This is a genomic window from Deinococcus rubellus (assembly GCF_025244745.1).
GTDB classification, from domain to species: Bacteria; Deinococcota; Deinococci; order Deinococcales; family Deinococcaceae; genus Deinococcus; species Deinococcus rubellus.
In genome coordinates this window covers 1,133,891-1,152,786 of record NZ_CP104213.1, presented here as the reverse complement: position 1 = coordinate 1,152,786, position 18,896 = coordinate 1,133,891, and the positions used below count along the sequence as shown (strand labels likewise).

Genomic DNA, 18,896 nt, shown 5'->3' with positions numbered 1-18,896 from the left:
GTGAAGCCGCGCCCTACAGCGAAAACTCCTGCACCTGGCTCAAGTTCCCCACATTCATGACCCGCGCTTCGGGCAAAATTCGCTTCACGAGTCCAGTCAGCACAGTGCCCGGCCCGAACTCCACGAACACGTCCACGCCCATGTCGGCCAGTCGGCGAACGCTCTGCACCCACCTGACGCTGCCGGTGATCTGGTCGATGAGCAGCTCCGGCACCTGCACAGCCTCGCTGATGGCCTGGGCGTTCACATTTGCCACCACCGGAAAGGCCATCTGGCCGAGTGGCCCGGCCCGCAAATCGGGAGCCAGCGCCTCAGCAGCGGGCTGCATCAGCGCGCAATGAAAGGGGGCGCTGACTTTCAAGGGAATGGCTTTAAGGCCGCGTGCTTTGAGCTGGGCCGCTGCTGCGTCCACTGCCGCCTTCTCACCGGAAATGACGGTCTGGGTGGGCGCGTTGTAGTTGGCGGGCTGCACCCCTTCAATACCCGCGCAGACTTCCTCCACCGCGCCCGGATCGCCCATGATGGCCGCCATTGCGCCGACGCCGACCGGCACTGCTTCCTGCATCAGCTCACCGCGCCGGCGGGTCAGCCGCAGGGCCACTTCCAACTCCAGGGTTCCGGCGGCGACGTGGGCGCTGTACTCGCCCAGACTGTGGCCCGCCGCCGCGAAGGGCGTCAGGCCCGTGTGCGCCTGCCAGGCCCGGTAGGCGGCGAGGCTGGCCGTCACCAGGGCGGGCTGCTGGTTGGCGGTCAGGGTCAGGGCGTCGAGCGGCCCGGTTTCGATCAGGGCACGCAGGCCCGGCAGCGTCGCCTCGGCCGCCTCGAACACGGCGCGGGCGGCGGGAAAGTCGGCCAGCAGATCGGCGCTCATGCCGACAGCATGCGACCCCTGACCGGGGAAGAGAGCCGCGATCTTCACGCCGTGACCTCGGCGGGCACTGATCTGGCCGCCTGATGCTTGGTGCTGTCATACCACTTGAAAGTGCCCGCGCCCCAGCTCAGGCCGCCGCCGAAGGCCACCATCAGCACCTGCTGGCCGTCTTTAATGCGCCCGTCTTGAACGGCCTCTGCCAGGGCCAGCGGCACCGATCCGGCGGAAGTGTTGCCGTAGCGCTCCAGATTGACCACCGTTTTGCTGAGTGGAATGCCCAGGCGGTCGCAAGCCGGTTGAATGATGCGGATATTGGCCTGGTGGGGAATCAGCCAGTCCACGTCGCTGGCACTCAGCCCGGCCTTGTGCATGGCCGCCTTGCCACTGTCCACCATGACCCGCACCGCGAATTTGAAGACCTCGCGGCCATTCATGCCGGTGAATTCGCCCATCTGAAGGCCGCTGGGCAGCTGGGTCGCCATGCAGCGGATATACAGGCTGTCGGCACCCGAGCCGTCGGCCCCCAGCACGAACGACTCGAAGCCGTAGCCCGGCGGCACCTCGCCGATGACCACTGCACCCGCGCCGTCACCGAACAGAATGGCGGTGCCCCGGTCATCCTGATCCACGACCCGGCTGAGGGTGTCCGCGCCGATCATCAGCACTTTGGTGGCCGCGCCCGCCAGAATCAGGCCGTGCGCCACCGAGCAGCCGTAGACGAAGCCGCTGCACGCCGCCGACACGTCGAAGGCCGCCGCGCCGCGCAAGCCCAGTTGCCCGGCGATCAGCGCCGCCGTCGAGGGAAACAGCGCGTCGGGAGTGGCGGTGGCGCAGACCACCGCATCAACCCCCTCCAACGCGTCAGGGAAACGCTCCAGCAGATTCTGCACGGCCCGCACGCCCAGCACCGAGCTGTACTCGCCCTCGCTGACAAATCGGCGCTCGCGGATGCCGGTGTGCGAGACGATCCATTCGTCGTTGGTGTCGAGCCGGGCAGCGAAATCCTCGTTGGTGACAATCTTGTCGGGGGCGTACGCGCCCACGGCGGTAATGCCTATGGGCGGCGTCGATCTTGGGGCGGCAGGCTGCGACATGGTGAATCCTCCGCCAAATACCCTAGCATTCTTTGAACAGCCGTTCAATGAATTGTCACGCCGGGAAAGCAGGTCGCGCGGCGCAGTATGCGGGAACTGCCACAGCAGTCATCAACAGCCGATAATGAAACCCATGACCTCCTCCTCCTTCCCGACCTGGCATGACTGCGACCCCGGCAGCGACGACGCCATCACTTTGCTGACCCTGCTGGGCCGCTCAGACGTGCAACTGCTGGGCGTGTCCACGACGCACGGCAACGCGCCGCTGAGCGCCACCACCCACAATGCCCGTGCCCTGCTGACGCTGGCGGGCCGGGACGACGTGCCCGTCTATGCCGGGGCGCTGGCCCCGCTGGTGCGTGAGCCGGTGTACGCGCCGCAGATTCACGGCGTCGGCGGGCTGGGGAACGTGCCACTGCCAGAGCCGACCCGGCCCGTTCAGGGCGAACACGCTGCTCTGGCGCTGATCCGGCAACTCTGCGCCCAGCCCGGCGAGATCAGTGTGCTGGCCACCGGGCCGCTGACCAACCTGGCGCTGGCCGAGCGGCTCAGACCCGGCGTACTGAGGGAAGCCCGGCAGATCATCGTGATGGGCGGCAGTCTGGAGAACGGGGCACCTCGACTCGGCAACACCACCCCCCGCGCCGAATTCAACACCTACGCCGACCCGCACGCCTTCGACGTGGTGCTGAAAGCCGGGGCGAAACTCTCGCTGATCGGGCTGAACCTGACCCGCCAAGTACAGGTGACGCGGCAGCGGGCGCAGCAACTTGCCGCTGTCGGCACAGCTGCCGCCCACACCTGCGCCGCCCTCCTTGACGACTACTTGGACCGCATCGGCAAGCTGGGTCAGAGCGTGGGAGCCCTGCACGACCCCTGCACGGCGGCGCTGATGCTCGCGCCGGAGCTGTTCGGGTGGGAGGCAGCCCGCGTGGTAACCATGACCGACAGCGGCGAACGCCTGGGCGAAACGGTGCGCGTGGACGGCGAGCCAAACGTGCAACTGGTGACAAGGGCCGATGAATCGGGAGTTTACGGGCTGATCACCGAGGCGCTGAGACAGCTGCCATGAAGCTGGCGGCGGTATGGGCGTTCTGCACGCCGTTCTACTCGGAAGCCGGGCGGGCCTACCACAATCTCCACCATGTCGAACACATGCTGGTCGCCCTGAAGTCGCGAACCGACCTGCTGCTGCCGCTGGAACTGGCGGTCTGGGGCCACGATCTGATCTACGACCCGGCCAGGAATGACAACGAGGAGCGCAGCGCGCAGGTGTTTGGCGAATGGCTCACAGTGCAGGGCGCGTCCCCCGAGCTCCGGCAGGAGGTGGCGGCGCTGATCCTGGCGACCCGGCACGACACGCCGCCACAGACCCCCACCGCCGCCCTGATCGTGGACGCCGACCTGGCAGTTTTTGGCGCTGCCGATGCAGACTTCTGGGCCTATGAGCAGTCCATCCGGCAGGAATATGCTTTTGTGCCCTGGCCCGCTTACCGGAGCGGGCGGCAGGCCATCTTGCAGCACTTTCTGAGCCAGGAGCAGGTTTACAGCACGCCAGAATTTGCAGGGCTAGAAGCGGCAGCACGGGCGCATCTGGAAGCCGCCGCTCGGAAACTGGCCGACTCGCCGGAGGAATGAGAAAACCGCCGTCCCCATCAGGAAACGGCGGCTTCGGTATAAAGCAACGCTCAGTCGGCAGCTTGCGCTTCTTTTGCCGCTTTCTTATTGGCGGCAGCCTCGCGCTCCAGCTTGGCCTTGATTTTCTTGAGGCGGAAGCTCTCCTCGCGTTCGCGCTGATCGAGTACCCCGCGAATGAAACGGATCTCGTTGAGCACACCGGGAATAACCACCTGTTCCAGCGCGTTGACGCGGCGTGAGGTCTTTTTGATCTCCTCGCCGATGCGCCGCAGCTTGGTCTCGGTGGCGGCCACCTTCACCAGCGCGCTCATGACGGTCTGAAAGTCGGTGGCGGCCTGGATGGTGCGCGAACCGACGTTGATCGGACTGAATGCGGCGGCGGTGTTGCGCTCGGGAATCTGCATCTTCGGCACTTTCACGCCGTAGATGCTCTCGATTTCCATGTTGACGCTGTACTCGCTGCCCTGCGCCAGACTCAGGCTCTCGACGGCCTCGGGACTGTCCCAGGCTTTGGCCGAGAACAGCGAGACATACGCGCCCTTGCTGACGCCCGACAACTCCTCGCGGGCGGCCAGTGCGTCCTTGATCAGCGCAAAGAACTCACCGATGAGGGCGTCACGCTTGCGCTTGAGCAGGTCTGCACCGCTGGTGGCGGTCTTGAGGCTGGCTTTGGCGGCCAGCAGGGCGCTGCGGGTGGGACTGATGTCTGCCATGATTCACCTCCCTTTTGGGGTTTCAGGCGGTGGGCGACGCGGAAAGATCAACTCCTCCCCACCGCCCACTGCCCACCACCTACATCCTATTTCCCTTCCACATCTCGTCGACCTTGGTGCCGTAGTACTTGTCGATCGAGTCCTTGCCGATACGGGTCAGTTGTGACTGCGGCAGCTTGCTCAGAATGCCCCAGGCCACCGTCATCGAGTCCTCGATGCTGCGGTCCTGTCCGCCCTGGCCGATGAAGTAATTCTCGAAATCCTCGGCGAAGCGCAGGAACAGCTTGTCGTTCTCGGTCAGCGCGTCCTCGCCCGTGATGGCGACGAGTTTGCGCAAATCGAGACCGTTGGCGTAGGCGGCAAACAGCTGATCTGACACGTTCTTGTGGTCGGCGCGCGTCTTGCCCTTGCCGATGCCGTTGCCCATCAGCCGCGACAGGCTCGGCAGCGGGTTGATCGGCGGGAAGATGCCCTTGCTGTTCAGGGTGCGGTCCACCACGATCTGCCCTTCAGTGATGTAGCCGGTGAGATCAGGAATCGGGTGGGTGATGTCGTCGTCGGGCATCGAGAGAATCGGCAACTGGGTCACCGAGCCGGGCTTGCCCTGAATGACCCCCGCGCGCTCATACAGCGAGGCCAAATCGGTGTACATGTAGCCGGGGAAGCCGCGCCGTCCGGGGATTTCCTCGCGCGCGCCGCCGATTTCACGCAGCGCCTCACAGTAGTTGGTCAAATCGGTCAGGATCACCAGCACGTGGTAGCCGTGCTCAAAGGCCAGGTACTCGGCGGTGGTCAGCGCCATGCGCGGCGTCAGAATGCGCTCGACGGTGGGATCGTCGGCCTTGTTGAGGAACAGCACGGCGCGGGCCAGAGCGCCGGTGCGCTCGAATTCCTGAGTGAAGAACGACACCTCGCGCTGGGTCAGTCCCATCGCCGCGAAGACCACCGCGAACGGTTCGTCCGAGCCGGGTACCTTGGCCTGACGGGCAATCTGGGCAGCCAGCTCGTTATGGGGCAGACCGCTTCCACTGAAGATCGGCAGCTTCTGGCCGCGAATGAGCGAGGTGTTGATGTCGATGGTGCTGATGCCAGTCTGAATGAACTCTTCCGGCTTGGCACGGCTGGCCGGGTTCATGGCCTGGCCGTTGATGCTGCGGCGCTCGTCGGCGATCACGTTGGGCAGCCCGTCGATGGGGCGGCCCAGGCCGTCGAAGCGCCGTCCGATCATGTCCTTGGAGACGCCCAAACGGGCCACATCTTCCACCAGACTTACCGAGGCGGTGGCGAGGTCTAGGCCGCGCGTGTCCTCGAAAATCTGGATGACGGCGTGCTCGTCGCTGACCTCAATGACCTGCCCGCCGCGAATGCGCCCGTTGCCGTCCTTGATGTTGACGATGGCGTTGTAGGCCAGGTCCGAGGCCGCGTTGACGAACAGGAGCGGCCCGGAAATATAGGCGACGTCGTTGTATTCCTTCTGGAGCAGGGTCACGCTTTCACTCCTTGGGCGGATTTGGTCTTGAAGGTGGTGTCCAGCTCGTCCATCACTCCCTCGGCGTAGGCCATGAAGTCGGCCTCGGCGACGTAGCGGGCGCGGCTGAGCTTCTCGATCACCGGGTTCTGAATGATCTCGTCAATGGTGGCCCCGTTCTTGAGGCTGGCGTCGGCCTCGTCGTAGAACTTGAGCATCATCTTCATCAGGCCGTAGTTCTTGGGCATGGAGGCCGAGGCGTCCACCGGGTCGAAGCCGTTTTGCTGAAGGAAGTCCTGTCTCAACATCCGGCCCGCCTCGATGACCAGCCGCTCGCTGTCTTGCAGAGCATCGGGACCGACGAGCTGCACGACTTCCTGAAGGCTGGCTTCCTGCTGGAGCAGGTTCTGGATACGCTGGCGCAGTTCGGGGAAGTCCTCGCCGACGTTCGCGCGGTACCAGCTATCGAGAATCGGCGTGAACAGCGAGTACGAGCCGTTCCAGTTGATGGCCGGGAAGTGGCGGCGGCGGGCCAGGCCCGCGTCCAAGCGCCAGAACGCGCCGGTGATACGGAGAGTCGCCTGGGTCACGGGCTCGGACATGTCGCCGCCCGCAGGTGAAACTGCGCCGATCACGCTGACCGCGCCGTCCTCGCCCGCCAGGGTTTTGACCGCTCCGGCACGCTCGTAGAAAGCAGCCAAACGCGCCGAGAGGTAAGGCGGGTAGCCTTCTTCGGCGGGCATTTCTTCCAGGCGGGAGCTGATCTCGCGCAGCGCTTCAGCCCAGCGGGAGGTGCTGTCGGCCATCAGCGACACCGAATAGCCCTGGTCGCGGAAGTACTCGGCCAGCGTGATGCCGGTGTAGACCGAGGCTTCACGCGCCGCCACCGGCATGTTGGAGGTGTTTGCGATCAGGATGGTGCGGTGCATCAAGGGCCCGCCAGTCTTGGGATCTTCCAGTTCGGGGAATTCCACCAGCACGTCGGTCATCTCGTTGCCGCGCTCGCCGCAGCCCACGTACACCACGATGTCGGCGTTGCCGTACTTGGCCACCGACTGCTGGGTCACGGTCTTGCCCGAGCCGAAGGGGCCGGGAATCGCCGCCGCGCCGCCCATCACCAGCGGAAACAGCACGTCCAGAATCCGCATGCCGGTCAAAAACGGCAAACTGGGGTCTTTCTTGAGGGCCACCGGACGCGCCGCCCGCACCGGCCAGTAGTGGGCCAGCCGAAGCTTGGTGCCGTCTTCGAGTTCGGCGATGGTGTCGTCGATGGTGTAGTCGCCCGCCGCCACGATGCTCTTGATGCGGCCCTTCTTGTCAGGCGGCGTCAGGATTTTGTGGGTAAAGGAGAACTCCGGCACGGTGCCGAGAATGGCGCTGCCCGTGACCTCGTCACCGACCTGCACGCTGGGCGTGAAGGGCCACTTCCTGTCGCGGTCGAGCGAACTGACTTCGATGCCGCGTGCGATGAAGTCGCCGGACTGCTCACGGATCTTGTCGAGCGGGCGCTGGATGCCGTCGTAGATGCCGTTGAGCATCCCCGGCCCGAGCTCGACCGAGAGCGGCAGGCCGGTGCTGACAATCGGCTCGCCGACGGTCAGGCCCGAGGTGTCCTCGTAGACCTGCACGAAGGCGGTGTCGCCGTCCAGCCGGATGATCTCGCCCACCAAGCGCTCGTCGCCGACGCGAACGATGTCAAACATCTTCGCGCCGTACATGTTCCGGCCAATCACGGCCGGTCCGGCGATGCGCTCGATGACGCCTTGCTTGTGTTGCGTCATGGTTACTCCTTAAAAGAACGTTGAGAGGTCTGAAAGTCTAGGGGAAAAGCGCCGTGCCTTCAGTAACCGGGCACTGCCGCCGCCCCCTGGACCTCAGAACCCTCAGACTCGCTTACAGTTTGATGTCGAAGCCGATCGTCTCGCGCACCAGTTTGCCCATGTAGGCTTTGGCGTCCACCTGTTCGGTGGAAAAAGCGTCGCTGAGACTGGGAATCGGCAAGATGATCGGCAGATCGCGCCCACGCATGATCCGGGCGGTGCTGGTCGCCGGGTCGGCAATCAGGCCGGTGTCCACCGCCACCAGACCGTAGCCGCCCCCAACGATCAGCTCTTCGAGCTTGGCCTGGGCGTCGGCAGGGGTGGCCTCCACGACATGCGCCCCGGCCAGACGGTAGCCGGTGGCGGTCTCGTTGTCGGCCAGCACGACCACCCTCTGCGCCGTTGCCGCGTTCTTGCTCGGCTGGCTCATGCTTGGGTCACCTCCTGACGGATCTGCTCGCTGGGCACGTTGTAGAACTTACCGCGCCCGATTAAGCGGAGTTTGGCGATCTCCTGTTCCTTACGGCGCAGGTAATCGATCGCCACGCCCACGCCCAGCGGATCGCCAGCGGCGGCGTTGCGGGCCGCATTATCGAGAATGTCGCGGGCGGCCCGCTCGGCCTCGGCAGGACCCACCGCTTCCAGAATCGGGGCCATCTCGCCCGCACCGCTGGGGTCACCCTCGGTGAGGCGAGCAAACGTTCCGGCGTCGATATTGCGCCCACCTTCCACGAACAGCGCCGGGTTGGTGCCGCCCTGGGCTGCGCGCAGGGAGCGCGAGGTCAGCGCATTGGTCACGTCCACTTCCTGCGAGAGGTAGCGGCGCAGAGAGGTGTTGCGCGAGACCCGCAAAGCGTAGCGGTAATACGCCTGGTCGAGCGCGATTTCCAGGTCGAGCAGCTTACTGCTGGCGCTGTAGGCGGAGACGCCCTCACGGAAGGCTGGGGCCAGCGGATGACCGGTGAGGGTCAGCGCGGTGGCCGCCGCCGAGAGATCGCCGCCCTGCAAGGCCGTCTGCAAGGTGGTCATCGGAATGGTGCCGCCAGGAATCAGACTCGCGGAGAGTTGCTCACCGCTGCGCCCGCTGGTCAGGCCACGGGCAATCGACTTGAGGTTGACCAGGTCCCACTTTTGCAGCAGCACGCCGATTTCGGTCTTGGCGTCGCCGTCCGCGAGGCGGTAGACCTTATCCACGTTTTCGAAGAAATTCTTGGAGAGGCCCTGGTCGAGTTCCGGCAGGCCCGCGCCCTGGGCCGTGGCCCCGGCGAGGTCGCCCGACAGCTCGGACTCGCTCAGCAGCCGCAGAAATTCAGGATAGCTCTGCGCGCCGAGCGCGGCCTCGAGCGCGCGCTCACCGAAGAGCTGGGTCCGCATCATTTTAATGCGGGCATTGATGTAGCCGTAATCGTCGGCCATAGCGTCCTCCCTTACCCTTCCGAGAGGATACGGCTCACCTGCGGAGCAAGCGAGTCGCGTAGCCGCTCTAGACGGCCCTGCAAGGTGTTGGTGACGCCGCTCTTGCCGCCGTTGGCGACCACCCGCACGCCGCCCTGAACCGCGTAGTTCTCGCGGATTTCCAGATCGGTGACGATCTCGCGGGCCACGTGTGCCTCATTGGGATGCACTTCGATCACCTCGGCATTGGGCACCACAGCGCGGGCCTCATAAATTAGGCGCGAGAGGATGTCCTTGTATTCGGGCGCGCGGGTCACGGCCAGCAGTTCGTGCTGGGCCGTCTGAAAAGCCCGGCTCATGCCGTTCTCGCCTGCGTTGAGCCGCGAAGCGCTGCGCTCCAGATCAGCAGAGGAGCGGGCGCGGGTCAAAGACGCCTGCATCTGGGTTTCCAGCAACCGCGTACGGCTCTCGATTAGGCTCTGGGCTTTTTCCTGCGCGTCACGGACGATGGCTCCAGCGCGGTCACGCGCCTCAGCGCGGATGCGCTCGATCTCCGACTGCGCCTCGTTTTCGAGCAGTTTATCGAGCGCCATCGCTTAGATCTTGCCTGAGAGAATGAAAAATCCCACCAGACCGAAGATCACCAGGGTTTCGGGGATGGCGAACCACAGCAGCATCAGGCCCAGTCGGCCCGGATTCTCGGCGGTGACGCCAGCGGCAGCCGCACCGATGCGGCCCTGGGCCAGACCGGTGCCGATAGCGCCGAGGCCCAGCGCCAGGCCTGCACCGACGGCAATCAGGCCGCCGTTGGAGTTGACGGCGGTGGTGGCCGGGACCACAGCGGTCTGGGCAAAGCCGGTGCTGATCAGGGCGAGGGCGAGGGCGGCGAGGGCGATCTTGTTGGTCTTGGTCATGCGGTTACTCCTTTGAATGGGGGTCGTCGGGGACTGAAGAGGAAGGTGAGAAATCATTTCTTGAGACTGACCGGACTGAGGCGGCGCAGCGGGCTGTACGGCACGCCGGACTCGTTGTGGTAGCCGGTGGGCGTCAGGAATTCGACAAAATGCAAACGGATCGGCTGCAAGACGTGACCGATGATGGTGATGGCCAGCATGAAGGCGTGCACCACCAGCGCCAGAATCACCCCGACGATGATGCCGAGAACGCCGATGCGCTCATACAGGCCCCAACCCAGATCAGTGGCGAGGTTGGCGAGAATGGCTCCGGCCACCCCGACGGCGAACAGACGGGCGAAGCTGATGATGTTGCCGCCCTGCGCGAGAATCTCAATGATCATCAGGAAGACGCGCGACATGATCATGCCGAGAATAAAGACGGCGAAGCCGATGTACATGACGATCAGCAGCGGGCTGCTGAAATCCTTGTAGATGGCGGCGTTAACGAGCTGGTTGCCGCCCTGCGACAGAAAGCCCAGGCTGATCAGCCCAGTCAGACCGCCGAGCATGCCGACAGCTTCCCAGAGGTGGGTTTTGTCGCCGTGGCGGGTGGCCAGTTGCACACGGATCAGCCAGGCCCACAGCACCATCCCAATACCGACCACCAGCGTGGTGATCAGGGCAGTGTTGGTAAATCCGGCGTCCAGGCGCGGGAAGACAATCGGGAGCAGGCCACCCTCATCAGGACTGACCAGCTTCACACCCCAGATGCTCTGAACAAGCGCGTGGTTGAAGTGAAAGACGTGCAGGTGCTCGCCAAGGTTGCCGAAAAATTCACCCGCGAGAAATCCCCAGAAAATTGCCCAGGTGCTCATGGTGCGGATGATCACGCCGAGCTTGCCCATCACCTCGGGCGAGAGATAGGATCCCATCGCCGATAAATCAAAACCCTCACCGCGCCTGGCTTTGGTGGCAAACCAGGTGCCGACAATAAAGAACAGCAGCCCGTAGCCGATATCGGAAATGATGAAGCCGAAAAACAGCGGGAAGAAAAACGAGATGATGCCCGTGGAATCGAAATTGCCGTAGCGGGGCAGCGGCAACATTCCCATGACCAGCTCGAAGTTCTTGCTGTAGGGGGTGTTCTTGAGTTCGACGGGAACGTGGGCGGCGTGGTGCGAGTCGAGCGGGTGCAGCTCATAGCTCACAGCGTCGCCAAAGCGGTCCAGCGCCGACTTGAGGCCAGAAACCCGGTCGTCGGGCACGAAGCCCTGCATCACCAGGCTGTACTTGCCGCGAGCGCTCATGCCCTGCACGTCGTGAATGGCAACCTGATCGCTCAGGGCGTCACGCACGGCGAAGAGTGCCGGGCCGAAGCGCTCGGCCAGACTGACCCGCTCACGTTCCAGGGCGTCACGCTGTGACGCGCCCTCACGCTGAATACGGCTCAGTTCGAGGTCAACTTCGCTGATCGGCTGGCCGTCGAACCGGCCCGGCAACCTCAGCTCGCCCAGTCGGGCCTTCCCGAGGGCGGCGCGGGCCGCGTCACGGTCAATGCTGAGGGTCGCCACCGCGCCCACCAGACCGCTGGCGGAAAGTGGGCGGGTCGCCACCTCGAAACGTCCGTCGAGACTGCCCTGCAAGGCGGCCTGCAACACCCCGAGGTCTTCAGGCTTCTGGTAGAGAAACGGCACCAGTGAAACCCGGCGGCTGCGGTCCAGACCGCCCGACAGTTCGCTGAGCGCCTTGACGGCGGGGCCGTAAGTGCGCGCCACGTCCAGGTCGCCGTCAAGAACCTGCCGCCGCCGGGCCAGTTCGGCAGCCGGGCCAGCCACCTCTTCGAGGAGAGCAGGCCACTCCTCCTCGGCGGGAAGCACGCCTGCCGCGCGGCGCACCGCGCCGAGTTCAGTCAGGGTGGTCTCGGCACGGGCCAGCATGCGCTCGCTCTCACGCCGGAACTCGGCGTCCTCGCCGGTCAGGGGGCCAGCGCTCAAGACGCCGCCCCCCTGCACCGGCACCAGATGCAGCACGCCCACATCCTGAAGCGCCTCGATCACGTCGCGGCTGCCGCGCTTGCGCGTGGCAATGACGATCTGCTGCATGGGGTTGATCACGGCAGCACCGCCCGCAGGATAGTTTCCACCGCCTGCCCCATCTTGGCGTCTGCACGGGTATGGGCCGTCAGCACCTCCTCCTTGGCCTGCGCCTGGGCCTCAGCGTGAATGCGCTGCGACTCGGCGTCCATCTCCTGCTCGCGCTGGGCGGTGAGCATTTTGATCTGCTCCCCAGCTTCCCTGAGAATGCGCGCAGCTTGGGCCTCGGCGGCCTCAATCTCACGCGCAGCGTCCTGGCGGGCCGACTCGATTTGTGCATCGAGCGCCTGCTCACGACTGGCAAGTTCACTTAAAACCCGACTTGAGGCGTCCAAATCTTCCCTCCTTCTTCGTTGCAGTTCGTGGCACATGACCTCCCGCCCCCGAAGGTGGCTGCGGTGAGGTCAGACATGCATTGATCTGGCCCGACTCTTAGACTGTCAAGCTCAGCGAAAATCTTATCACAGCGTCCCCAGGCACTTTTAAGGACATCAATCCCGATTCGGCCCCCCGGCCAGACTTGGCCTCAGTCCAAAAAGATAACAGCAACATGAAGGCCCCGGCAAGCCGCGCCGGGGTCCAGAGGTCGAGAAGTTCATTTCGGCAGGGTCAATTCAGAGAACGTCAGTCGCCGCCGATCATCACCGGAGCGCTCAGGCCCGACTCGGACTCGGCGTAGCCCTGCTCGCTGTGCGAGGAAATGTCGATGCCGCTGATTTCCTGGCCCGGTGTCACGCGCAGCGGCATGACCAGCCCCACCAGCTTGAGCAGGATGAAGCTGCCCAGGCCGCAGAAAACCAGGGTAAACAGCACCGCCTCAGTCTGAATCAGCATCTGCTCGCCCAGCGGCTTGCCCTGCCCGGTGGTCCAGGCCAGTGCGCCGGTCAGTAAGGCCCCCACGATACCCGCGATGCCGTGACAGGCAAACACGTCGAGGGCGTCGTCGGCACGGAAGGACTGCTTGAACTGCACGGCCCAGAAGCTGGCGGTGGCTCCCGCGATACCGACGACCAGCGAAGCCCAGGGCGAGACGAAGCCGCAAGCGGGGGTGATGGCGACCAGGCCGACGACCAGCCCGGTGGCCGCGCCGACGGCGGTGGGCTTGCCGCCGCGCACACTTTCCCAGGCCAGCCAGGTCAGCATGGCGGCGGCGGTGGCGACGCAGGTGGTCATGAAAGCCAGGGCTGCAGACTGGTTGGCCCCCAGGGCGCTGCCCGCGTTGAAGCCAATCCAGCCGAACCACAGAATCGCCGCACCCAGCAGCACGAACGGCACGTTGTGCGGCACGTGGGCGGTGCGGCCATGCCCGATGCGCGGCCCCAGCACGAAGGCGGCGACCAGGGCACTAACACCCGCCGCAATGTGAATGACGGTGCCGCCCGCGAAGTCCAGCGCGCCGCGCACGCCCAGCCAGCCGCCGCCCCAGACCATGTGGGCCAGCGGCGAATAAATGAGCAGGCTCCACAGCCCGCCGAACAGCAAAAAGGCCCCGAAGCGCATCCGCTCGACCACCGCGCCGGAGATCAGCGCCAGGGCGATGACCGCGAACATCGCCTGGAAGGCCGCGAAGACGTAGGAGGGGATGGTGCCGTTGACCGCGTTGTCGAGGCCGTTGAAGCCTGCCGCGCTGAGATTGCCGAAGAAGGCGTTGCCCGGCGCGAAGGCGATGCTGTAGCCGCCCAGCATCCACAGCACCAGCACGATGGCGATGGAGACGAAGCTCATCATCATGGTGTTGAGGACACTCTGCGAGCGGGTCAGGCCACCGTAGAAGAAGGCCAGGCCCGGCGTCATGAACAGCACCAGGGCGGCGGCCACTATCATCCAGGCGGTGTCACCGGTGTTGAAGGCGGGGGCCTTGGCGGCCTGGGCCAGCGCCGCGCCCGCAGAGAGCAGGGTCAGCATCGGCAGCGAGCGCTTGAGCAAATGGGGGGAAATCAGCAGCATGACTCTCCTTACTTGAACGGTGAATTTGCAATGAGGGGCCGGGCCGTGAGGCTGGAACCGTTCAGACGACCGGCGCGAGCTTCTTCTCATTGACCGGCGTCAGGGCACTGTTGTCTTCCTCGCCGGTACGGATGCGGACCACCCGTTCGAGCGGCTGAACGAAAATCTTGCCGTCGCCGACCTCACCGGTGCGCGCGCTCTTGCAGATGGCCTCGATGGCGACGTCCACGAACGGCTCACTGACGGCCATCTTGAATTCCACCTTGTCCCGGAATTCCACCATCACGCGGGTGCCCCGGTAGTGCTCGATGATCTCCTGCTCGCCGCCGTGCCCGCTGACCCGGCTGAGGGTCAGGCCGCTGATGCCTGCCTGAAACAGCGCTTCCTTGACCTGCTGCACCCGTTCGGGCCGTATCACTGCGGTGATCAGTTTCATGCCGCTCCTTTTTTCCACTGCTCTGCGGGATTGGTGAGGAGGCCCGGAAGCGCTCTTGACCACCCAACTTAAAAGCAGGTTAAGGCCAGATATGCAGACTGTCAACGCCAAACTTGCCAGATGTCCAGACTGATGTCAACAAAGTGTATTATTTAGTCTGCTAAATAGCGGTTTGATAGAACAGAATTGCAATTCGTCAGAATTTCTTGGCACGGTCCGAAAATCGGTGGCTCCAGATGGCCGCCCAGCTTCTTCCCACGGCACGACAAAGCCGGAAGGTGTTCAGCACCCACCGGCTCAGAGGTTTTTGCAAGAAATGTCAGCCCAATGGGTCAGGCTCTGGCCCGGCCTCGGCACTATTTGGCTCGGTACTGGTCGGCTCGGGAGCGGGCGGCCTGGGCCGCAGATCAGTACTGTTGTAGGCGGCCTGGGCTTCCTTGGAGCCAGCCGTGACCCACTTGAGGACCGCCAGCACGCCGAGGCGCACCAGTTCGTCAAGGGTGGGCCGCTCGGCCTCAGCCCACTTGCTCAGAACCCAGTCGGCGGGATCGCGGCCAGCGGGCGGGCGGGAAATACCCAGCTTGAGACGGGTGAACTGCTCGGTGCCCAGCACCCGGATGATGTCGCGCACCCCGTTCTGGCCGCCGTGCCGCCCGCCGACCCGCAGCCGCAGCAGTCCGAAGGGACTGTCGAGGTCGTCCTGAATGACCAGCAGGGCCTCAGGGCCGAGCTTGTAGAACTGTATCGGCGGCAGCACGGCCTTGCCCGAGGCGTTCATGAAGGTCTGCGGCTTGATGATGACGACCTTCTCCCCCACCACCCGGAACTCGGCCCGCTCGGCGTGGTCGCCAGAGAGCCAGCCCACGCCCTGCTGGCGCACCAGCTCGTCGGCCACCCGCCAGCCGATGTTGTGGCGGGTCTGGGCGTACTGGAGACCGGGATTGCCCAGGGCGACGATCAGTTTCATCTCCGGCTGACCCACATTTGACTGACCCCAATTTGACTGGCCCAGATAGGTAAGCCCGGCTCAGGCGGCATGCGCGTCCAGCACCTGGCGTACCTGCGCCTCGGCAGCCTGCACCTGGGGGTCGTGCCTGGACCGCTGGTAGCCGCTGCGAAACTCCGCAAACCGGGTGTCGGTACTGCCGAACAGCAGGCCGTAAGCCTGGCGCACATCACCAAGGTGGCGCTCGGTCAGCACGGTATTCTTCTGGTCTACGACCTCGTCCAGGGTGGACATCAGGCCCGAGAGCGGGCGCAGCCACTGAAAAGCCGGGTCGCCGGTCACGAGATTGAAGAAGGTGTACGGCGAATTGATCGGGCCGTGCATGAATTCGTACTCACTCTTGGCGACATCGAGCAGGGCCGAGTGAAAGTGGCGCAGGGCAGCGGCCAGGTCATCCAAGCGGGCACGGATAGGGTCAGCAGTCATGTCAGGCAGTTTGCCATAAGCCACCAATGCGCGGCCAGTCAGGCGCTAGCCTGGGCGCATGTTGCGCTACCGGATCTTTTCAGCCGACGACTTCGCGGCCCTTGAGGCGCTCGACCTGGACGTGCAGCGCCGACGCGACCCCACCTTCGATACGCTGGAGGAACGCGAGCGCGAGGGGCGGCTGCGAACGTCGCTGCCCGCGCTGAAATTCTTCGAGCGCAGTGAGCACAGCTTTCTGGCCGAGGAGGAGGGCCGGGTGCTGGGGCTGCTGCTGGCCCAGCCGGTGTGGCAGGGTGACCGGCCGGTGGTGCTGGTGGTGGAAGTGCTGCTGGCCGGGGGTGCTCCGCCCGAGACGGCCAGCGGGCTGCTGCACGCCTGTGTCAAGAGTGCTTACGACACCGCCGTCTACGAGGTGCATTTTCCGCTGACGCCAGAACTCGAAGCCGCCGCCCACGCCGAGGAAGCGCATCTGCTGGGCCGCTACGCGGTGCGCCACCTCGGCAGCCGCCACGCCAGCGCGCCCGGCGAGCGCCTCGCCTCCCCCCCGACGTCTCCCCTCTCCGCAGACCCTGGAAAGGCGAAAAACGGATAGGCAGCCGCGCCCGTCAGCCTTCACAATGAAGAGATGTCCACGGAGAAGAGCAAATGACACAGACGACAAACAAGGCCCGCGTGCTGATCGGCGTGCGCGGCATGGACAAGGAAGCGGGCGAGCGCATCTCCAAGGTGCTGCTCGGCATGCCCGGCGTGACCCAGGCCCAGCCGGACCAGGGACAGATCGCGGTGCAGTACGACCCCACCGCCCTCACCGTGATGGATTTGCTGCGCACCATTCGCAAGCAGGGCTTCCTGGCCGGGATGCTCTGACACCCCGAGCCTTCACGCCCATGCACTCGCCCCCGCAAGGCCCCGCCCGATGAGTCTCGGCTACATCGGCAGCCTGACGCTGCGCCTGGAAATGCCCTGGGTCACCAATCTCAAAGAAAAGAGGGCACTGGTGCGGCCCGTCGTCGAGCGGCTCAAGGCCCGCTTTCCGGTGACGGTGGCCCGCCTCGATGGCCTCGACGCCCACGACTGGGAAATCGTCGGGGTGGTGACGGTCAGTAACGATTACCAGTGGGTCGAGGAAACCCTGCAACTCGCCGCCGACTTCGTGGCTGCCCAGGGCGAGTACCGGGTCACACAGGAAGAGCGCGGCATCGTGCCGATTGAAGACGTGATGGACTGAAAGGCAGCATGTGGGCACTGCGCCGGGGAAAGGGGTCGGAAAGTCCAGGCCCCTGAGGCTTCGGCAAACAGCAGTGCGCTGAACTCCGCCCACACCTCGACATTGCCCAGGCGACGCCTTCTGCCCTCCTGCACCCACGCGGCGCGGGAGGGCATTTTTTTGGAGCACTGTTTCCTTAAGGCCCGTTGTCCTGAGCCGTGTCTTTGCGCTCGCCGCCGCCTTGCTACAATCCCGGCTATCAATGGAAAGGGTTCCAATGCCGCCGCGACACGCGCTCTCCAGGCAGCCAGGAGCGGCAGCACCCCTTCCGGTCAAGGAGACAGCATGAGTATTTCCCGTTCCAGTGGCGTTCTTCTTCACCCCACCAGCTTGCCCGGTCCCTACGGCATCGGCGAACTCGGCGAGGACGCTCGGCACTTCGTCGACTGGCTTGCGGCAGGCGGGCAGCGCTACTGGCAGGTCATGCCGCTCGGCCCCACCGGCTACGGCGACAGCCCCTATCAGGCGTTCTCGGCCTTTGCAGGCAACCCGTACCTGGTGTGTCTGGAGACCCTGCGTGAACAGAAACTGCTGCTGGACGTGGACTTCGACGCCGTGCCAGACTTCAGCCCCGACCGGGTGGACTTCGGCTTGCAGTACATCTGGCGCAACCAGATGCTCAGCCGCGCCTTCTCGCACTTCGACGCGGCGCGCGCCGAGGGCCAGATGGGCAAGCTCGACACCGAGTTTCAGGCGTTCAGAACCACCGAGCATCACTGGCTGGAAGACTACGCCCTGTTCATGGCGCTGAAAAACGAGCAGGGCGGCCTGCCCTGGAACACCTGGCCGCTGCCGATTCGCAGGCGTGAGGCCGACGTCATGACCGAGGCCCGAACCCGGCTGATTCGTGAGATCGAGCGCTACTCCTTCCAGCAGTTCCTGTTTTTCCAGCAGTGGACGGCCATTCGCACCTACGCCGCCGGACAGGGCGTGCAGGTGATCGGCGACATTCCCATCTTCGTGGCGATGGATTCCTCGGACGCCTGGGCCAACCCCGAGCAATTTTTCTTCGACGACGAGGGCCAGCCGACGGTGGTGGCGGGCGTGCCGCCGGACTATTTCAGCGACACCGGCCAGCTCTGGGGCAATCCTCTCTACGACTGGGACGCTATGAAGCAAAACGGCTTTCAATGGTGGATTCGCCGCTTTCAGGCCAGCCTGAAGCTCTACGACCTGATCCGGGTCGATCACTTCAGGGGCTTTGCCGGGTACTGGGAAATCCCCTACCCTGCCGAGACGGCCATGATCGGCGAGTGGAAACCCGCGCTGGGCCACCAGATGTTCGAAGCGGTCAGAAAAGCGCTGGGCGATTTGCCGATCATCGCCGAGGACCTGGGCGTCATCACGCCGGATGTGGAAGCGCTGCGCGACGACTATGGCCTGCCGGGCATGGCGGTGCTGCAATTCGCCTTCGGCGGCGGCGACTTTGCCGTGAACGCCTTTCTGCCGCACAACCTCAAGGAAAACCAGGTGGTGTATACCGGCACCCATGACAATGACACCACGAGGGGCTGGTGGCGCAATGCCGACGAACACGAACACCACACCTTCCGGATCTACACCCACAGCGACCCCAGCGAGGAGAGTTTCGCCTGGATGCTGACCGAGATCGCCTTCGAGTCAAAAGCCAACCTGGCCGTGGTACCGCTGCAAGACCTGCTCAATCTGAGCACCGAGGACCGCATGAACCTGCCGGGCAGCACCGGCCCGGAGAACTGGACCTGGCGCTACCGGGACGGCACGGTGACCTACGAGCTGGCCGGGCGGCTGCGTGACCTGACCGAGCGGACCGGGCGCAAGGTCTAGAAAAAGAAAGCCGTGGGCGT

21 protein-coding genes are annotated in these 18,896 nt (G+C 64.7%); 6 read left to right on the top strand and 15 right to left on the bottom strand.

The window, feature by feature from the left end:
* Nucleotides 1-13: 13 nt before the first annotated feature.
* On the bottom strand, nt 14-871 hold the full coding sequence (gene fabD, locus N0D28_RS06060; protein ID WP_260561472.1) for an ACP S-malonyltransferase: 858 nt from the start codon (nt 869-871) through the stop codon (nt 14-16).
* Between the two features lie 44 nt (nt 872-915).
* Nucleotides 916-1,965, bottom strand: a complete 1,050-nt coding sequence (locus tag N0D28_RS06055; protein ID WP_260561471.1) for a beta-ketoacyl-ACP synthase III — start codon at nt 1,963-1,965, stop codon at nt 916-918.
* 133 nt (nt 1,966-2,098) lie between these two features.
* On the opposite strand from N0D28_RS06055, the gene N0D28_RS06050 reads away from it, so the two are divergent.
* Entirely contained in the window at nt 2,099-3,037 is a 939-nt protein-coding gene (locus N0D28_RS06050; RefSeq protein WP_260561470.1) for a nucleoside hydrolase, read from the top strand.
* Nucleotides 3,034-3,603: an HD domain-containing protein gene (locus N0D28_RS06045; RefSeq protein WP_260561469.1), complete on the top strand. Its 570-nt coding sequence runs from the start codon at nt 3,034-3,036 to the stop codon at nt 3,601-3,603. The genes N0D28_RS06050 and N0D28_RS06045 overlap by 4 nt, the downstream gene beginning before the upstream one ends.
* 50 nt (nt 3,604-3,653) lie before the next feature.
* On the opposite strand, the gene N0D28_RS06040 is transcribed toward N0D28_RS06045, so the two are convergent.
* The 13 genes from N0D28_RS06040 to N0D28_RS05980 form a co-directional block, all read right to left on the bottom strand.
* Nucleotides 3,654-4,319: a V-type ATP synthase subunit D gene (locus N0D28_RS06040; RefSeq protein ID WP_260561846.1), complete on the bottom strand. Its 666-nt coding sequence runs from the start codon at nt 4,317-4,319 to the stop codon at nt 3,654-3,656.
* 76 nt (nt 4,320-4,395) lie between these two features.
* A complete protein-coding gene (locus N0D28_RS06035; RefSeq protein ID WP_260561468.1) occupies nt 4,396-5,805 on the bottom strand; it encodes a V-type ATP synthase subunit B in 1,410 nt (469 codons plus the stop codon).
* Complete coding sequence (locus N0D28_RS06030) at nt 5,802-7,565, bottom strand: V-type ATP synthase subunit A (RefSeq protein WP_260561467.1); 1,764 nt, start codon at nt 7,563-7,565, stop codon at nt 5,802-5,804. Before N0D28_RS06030 ends, N0D28_RS06035 begins: the two co-directional genes overlap by 4 nt.
* A gap of 112 nt (nt 7,566-7,677) precedes the next feature.
* On the bottom strand, nt 7,678-8,034 hold the full coding sequence (locus tag N0D28_RS06025; protein ID WP_312846435.1) for a V-type ATP synthase subunit F: 357 nt from the start codon (nt 8,032-8,034) through the stop codon (nt 7,678-7,680).
* Nucleotides 8,031-9,020, bottom strand: a complete 990-nt coding sequence (locus N0D28_RS06020; RefSeq protein ID WP_260561466.1) for a V-type ATPase subunit — start codon at nt 9,018-9,020, stop codon at nt 8,031-8,033. The genes N0D28_RS06025 and N0D28_RS06020 overlap by 4 nt, the downstream gene beginning before the upstream one ends.
* Nucleotides 9,021-9,031: 11 nt before the next feature.
* The gene (locus N0D28_RS06015; RefSeq protein ID WP_260561465.1) at nt 9,032-9,592 is read right to left on the bottom strand and encodes a V-type ATP synthase subunit E; all 561 of its coding nucleotides are present in this window, start codon (nt 9,590-9,592) and stop codon (nt 9,032-9,034) included.
* Between the two features lie 3 nt (nt 9,593-9,595).
* Nucleotides 9,596-9,913 (bottom strand): V/A-type ATP synthase subunit, encoded by a 318-nt coding sequence (locus tag N0D28_RS06010; RefSeq protein WP_260561464.1) that lies wholly within the window; start codon nt 9,911-9,913, stop codon nt 9,596-9,598.
* A 53-nt stretch (nt 9,914-9,966) separates the two neighbouring features.
* Nucleotides 9,967-12,009 carry a V-type ATP synthase subunit I gene (locus tag N0D28_RS06005; RefSeq protein ID WP_260561463.1) on the bottom strand — a complete coding sequence of 681 codons (2,043 nt, stop codon included), beginning with the start codon at nt 12,007-12,009 and terminating at the stop codon, nt 9,967-9,969.
* Nucleotides 12,006-12,323, bottom strand: coding sequence for a V-type ATPase subunit subunit G family protein (locus N0D28_RS06000; protein ID WP_260561462.1), 318 nt, complete (start codon nt 12,321-12,323; stop codon nt 12,006-12,008). Before N0D28_RS06000 ends, N0D28_RS06005 begins: the two co-directional genes overlap by 4 nt.
* Before the next feature lie 289 nt (nt 12,324-12,612).
* The gene (locus N0D28_RS05995; RefSeq protein ID WP_376777658.1) at nt 12,613-13,935 is read right to left on the bottom strand and encodes an ammonium transporter; all 1,323 of its coding nucleotides are present in this window, start codon (nt 13,933-13,935) and stop codon (nt 12,613-12,615) included.
* A gap of 61 nt (nt 13,936-13,996) precedes the next feature.
* Nucleotides 13,997-14,371 carry a P-II family nitrogen regulator gene (locus N0D28_RS05990; RefSeq protein WP_260561461.1) on the bottom strand — a complete coding sequence of 125 codons (375 nt, stop codon included), beginning with the start codon at nt 14,369-14,371 and terminating at the stop codon, nt 13,997-13,999.
* A gap of 319 nt (nt 14,372-14,690) precedes the next feature.
* Nucleotides 14,691-15,338, bottom strand: coding sequence for an aminoacyl-tRNA hydrolase (gene pth / locus N0D28_RS05985; protein ID WP_260561460.1), 648 nt, complete (start codon nt 15,336-15,338; stop codon nt 14,691-14,693).
* Between the two features lie 60 nt (nt 15,339-15,398).
* Nucleotides 15,399-15,803, bottom strand: a complete 405-nt coding sequence (locus tag N0D28_RS05980; RefSeq protein WP_260561459.1) for a hypothetical protein — start codon at nt 15,801-15,803, stop codon at nt 15,399-15,401.
* Between the two features lie 58 nt (nt 15,804-15,861).
* On the opposite strand from N0D28_RS05980, the gene N0D28_RS05975 reads away from it, so the two are divergent.
* The 4 genes from N0D28_RS05975 to malQ all read left to right on the top strand — a co-directional run bounded on the left by N0D28_RS05975 (nt 15,862) and on the right by malQ (nt 18,876).
* The gene (locus N0D28_RS05975) at nt 15,862-16,395 is read left to right on the top strand and encodes a DUF1999 domain-containing protein (RefSeq protein WP_260561458.1); all 534 of its coding nucleotides are present in this window, start codon (nt 15,862-15,864) and stop codon (nt 16,393-16,395) included.
* Nucleotides 16,396-16,448: 53 nt separating this feature from the next.
* Nucleotides 16,449-16,670 (top strand): heavy-metal-associated domain-containing protein, encoded by a 222-nt coding sequence (locus tag N0D28_RS05970; RefSeq protein ID WP_260561457.1) that lies wholly within the window; start codon nt 16,449-16,451, stop codon nt 16,668-16,670.
* Between the two features lie 49 nt (nt 16,671-16,719).
* Nucleotides 16,720-17,031: a DUF503 domain-containing protein gene (locus tag N0D28_RS05965; protein ID WP_260561456.1), complete on the top strand. Its 312-nt coding sequence runs from the start codon at nt 16,720-16,722 to the stop codon at nt 17,029-17,031.
* A gap of 324 nt (nt 17,032-17,355) precedes the next feature.
* Nucleotides 17,356-18,876: a 4-alpha-glucanotransferase gene (gene malQ / locus N0D28_RS05960; RefSeq protein WP_260561455.1), complete on the top strand. Its 1,521-nt coding sequence runs from the start codon at nt 17,356-17,358 to the stop codon at nt 18,874-18,876.
* Nucleotides 18,877-18,896: the final 20 nt, after the last annotated feature.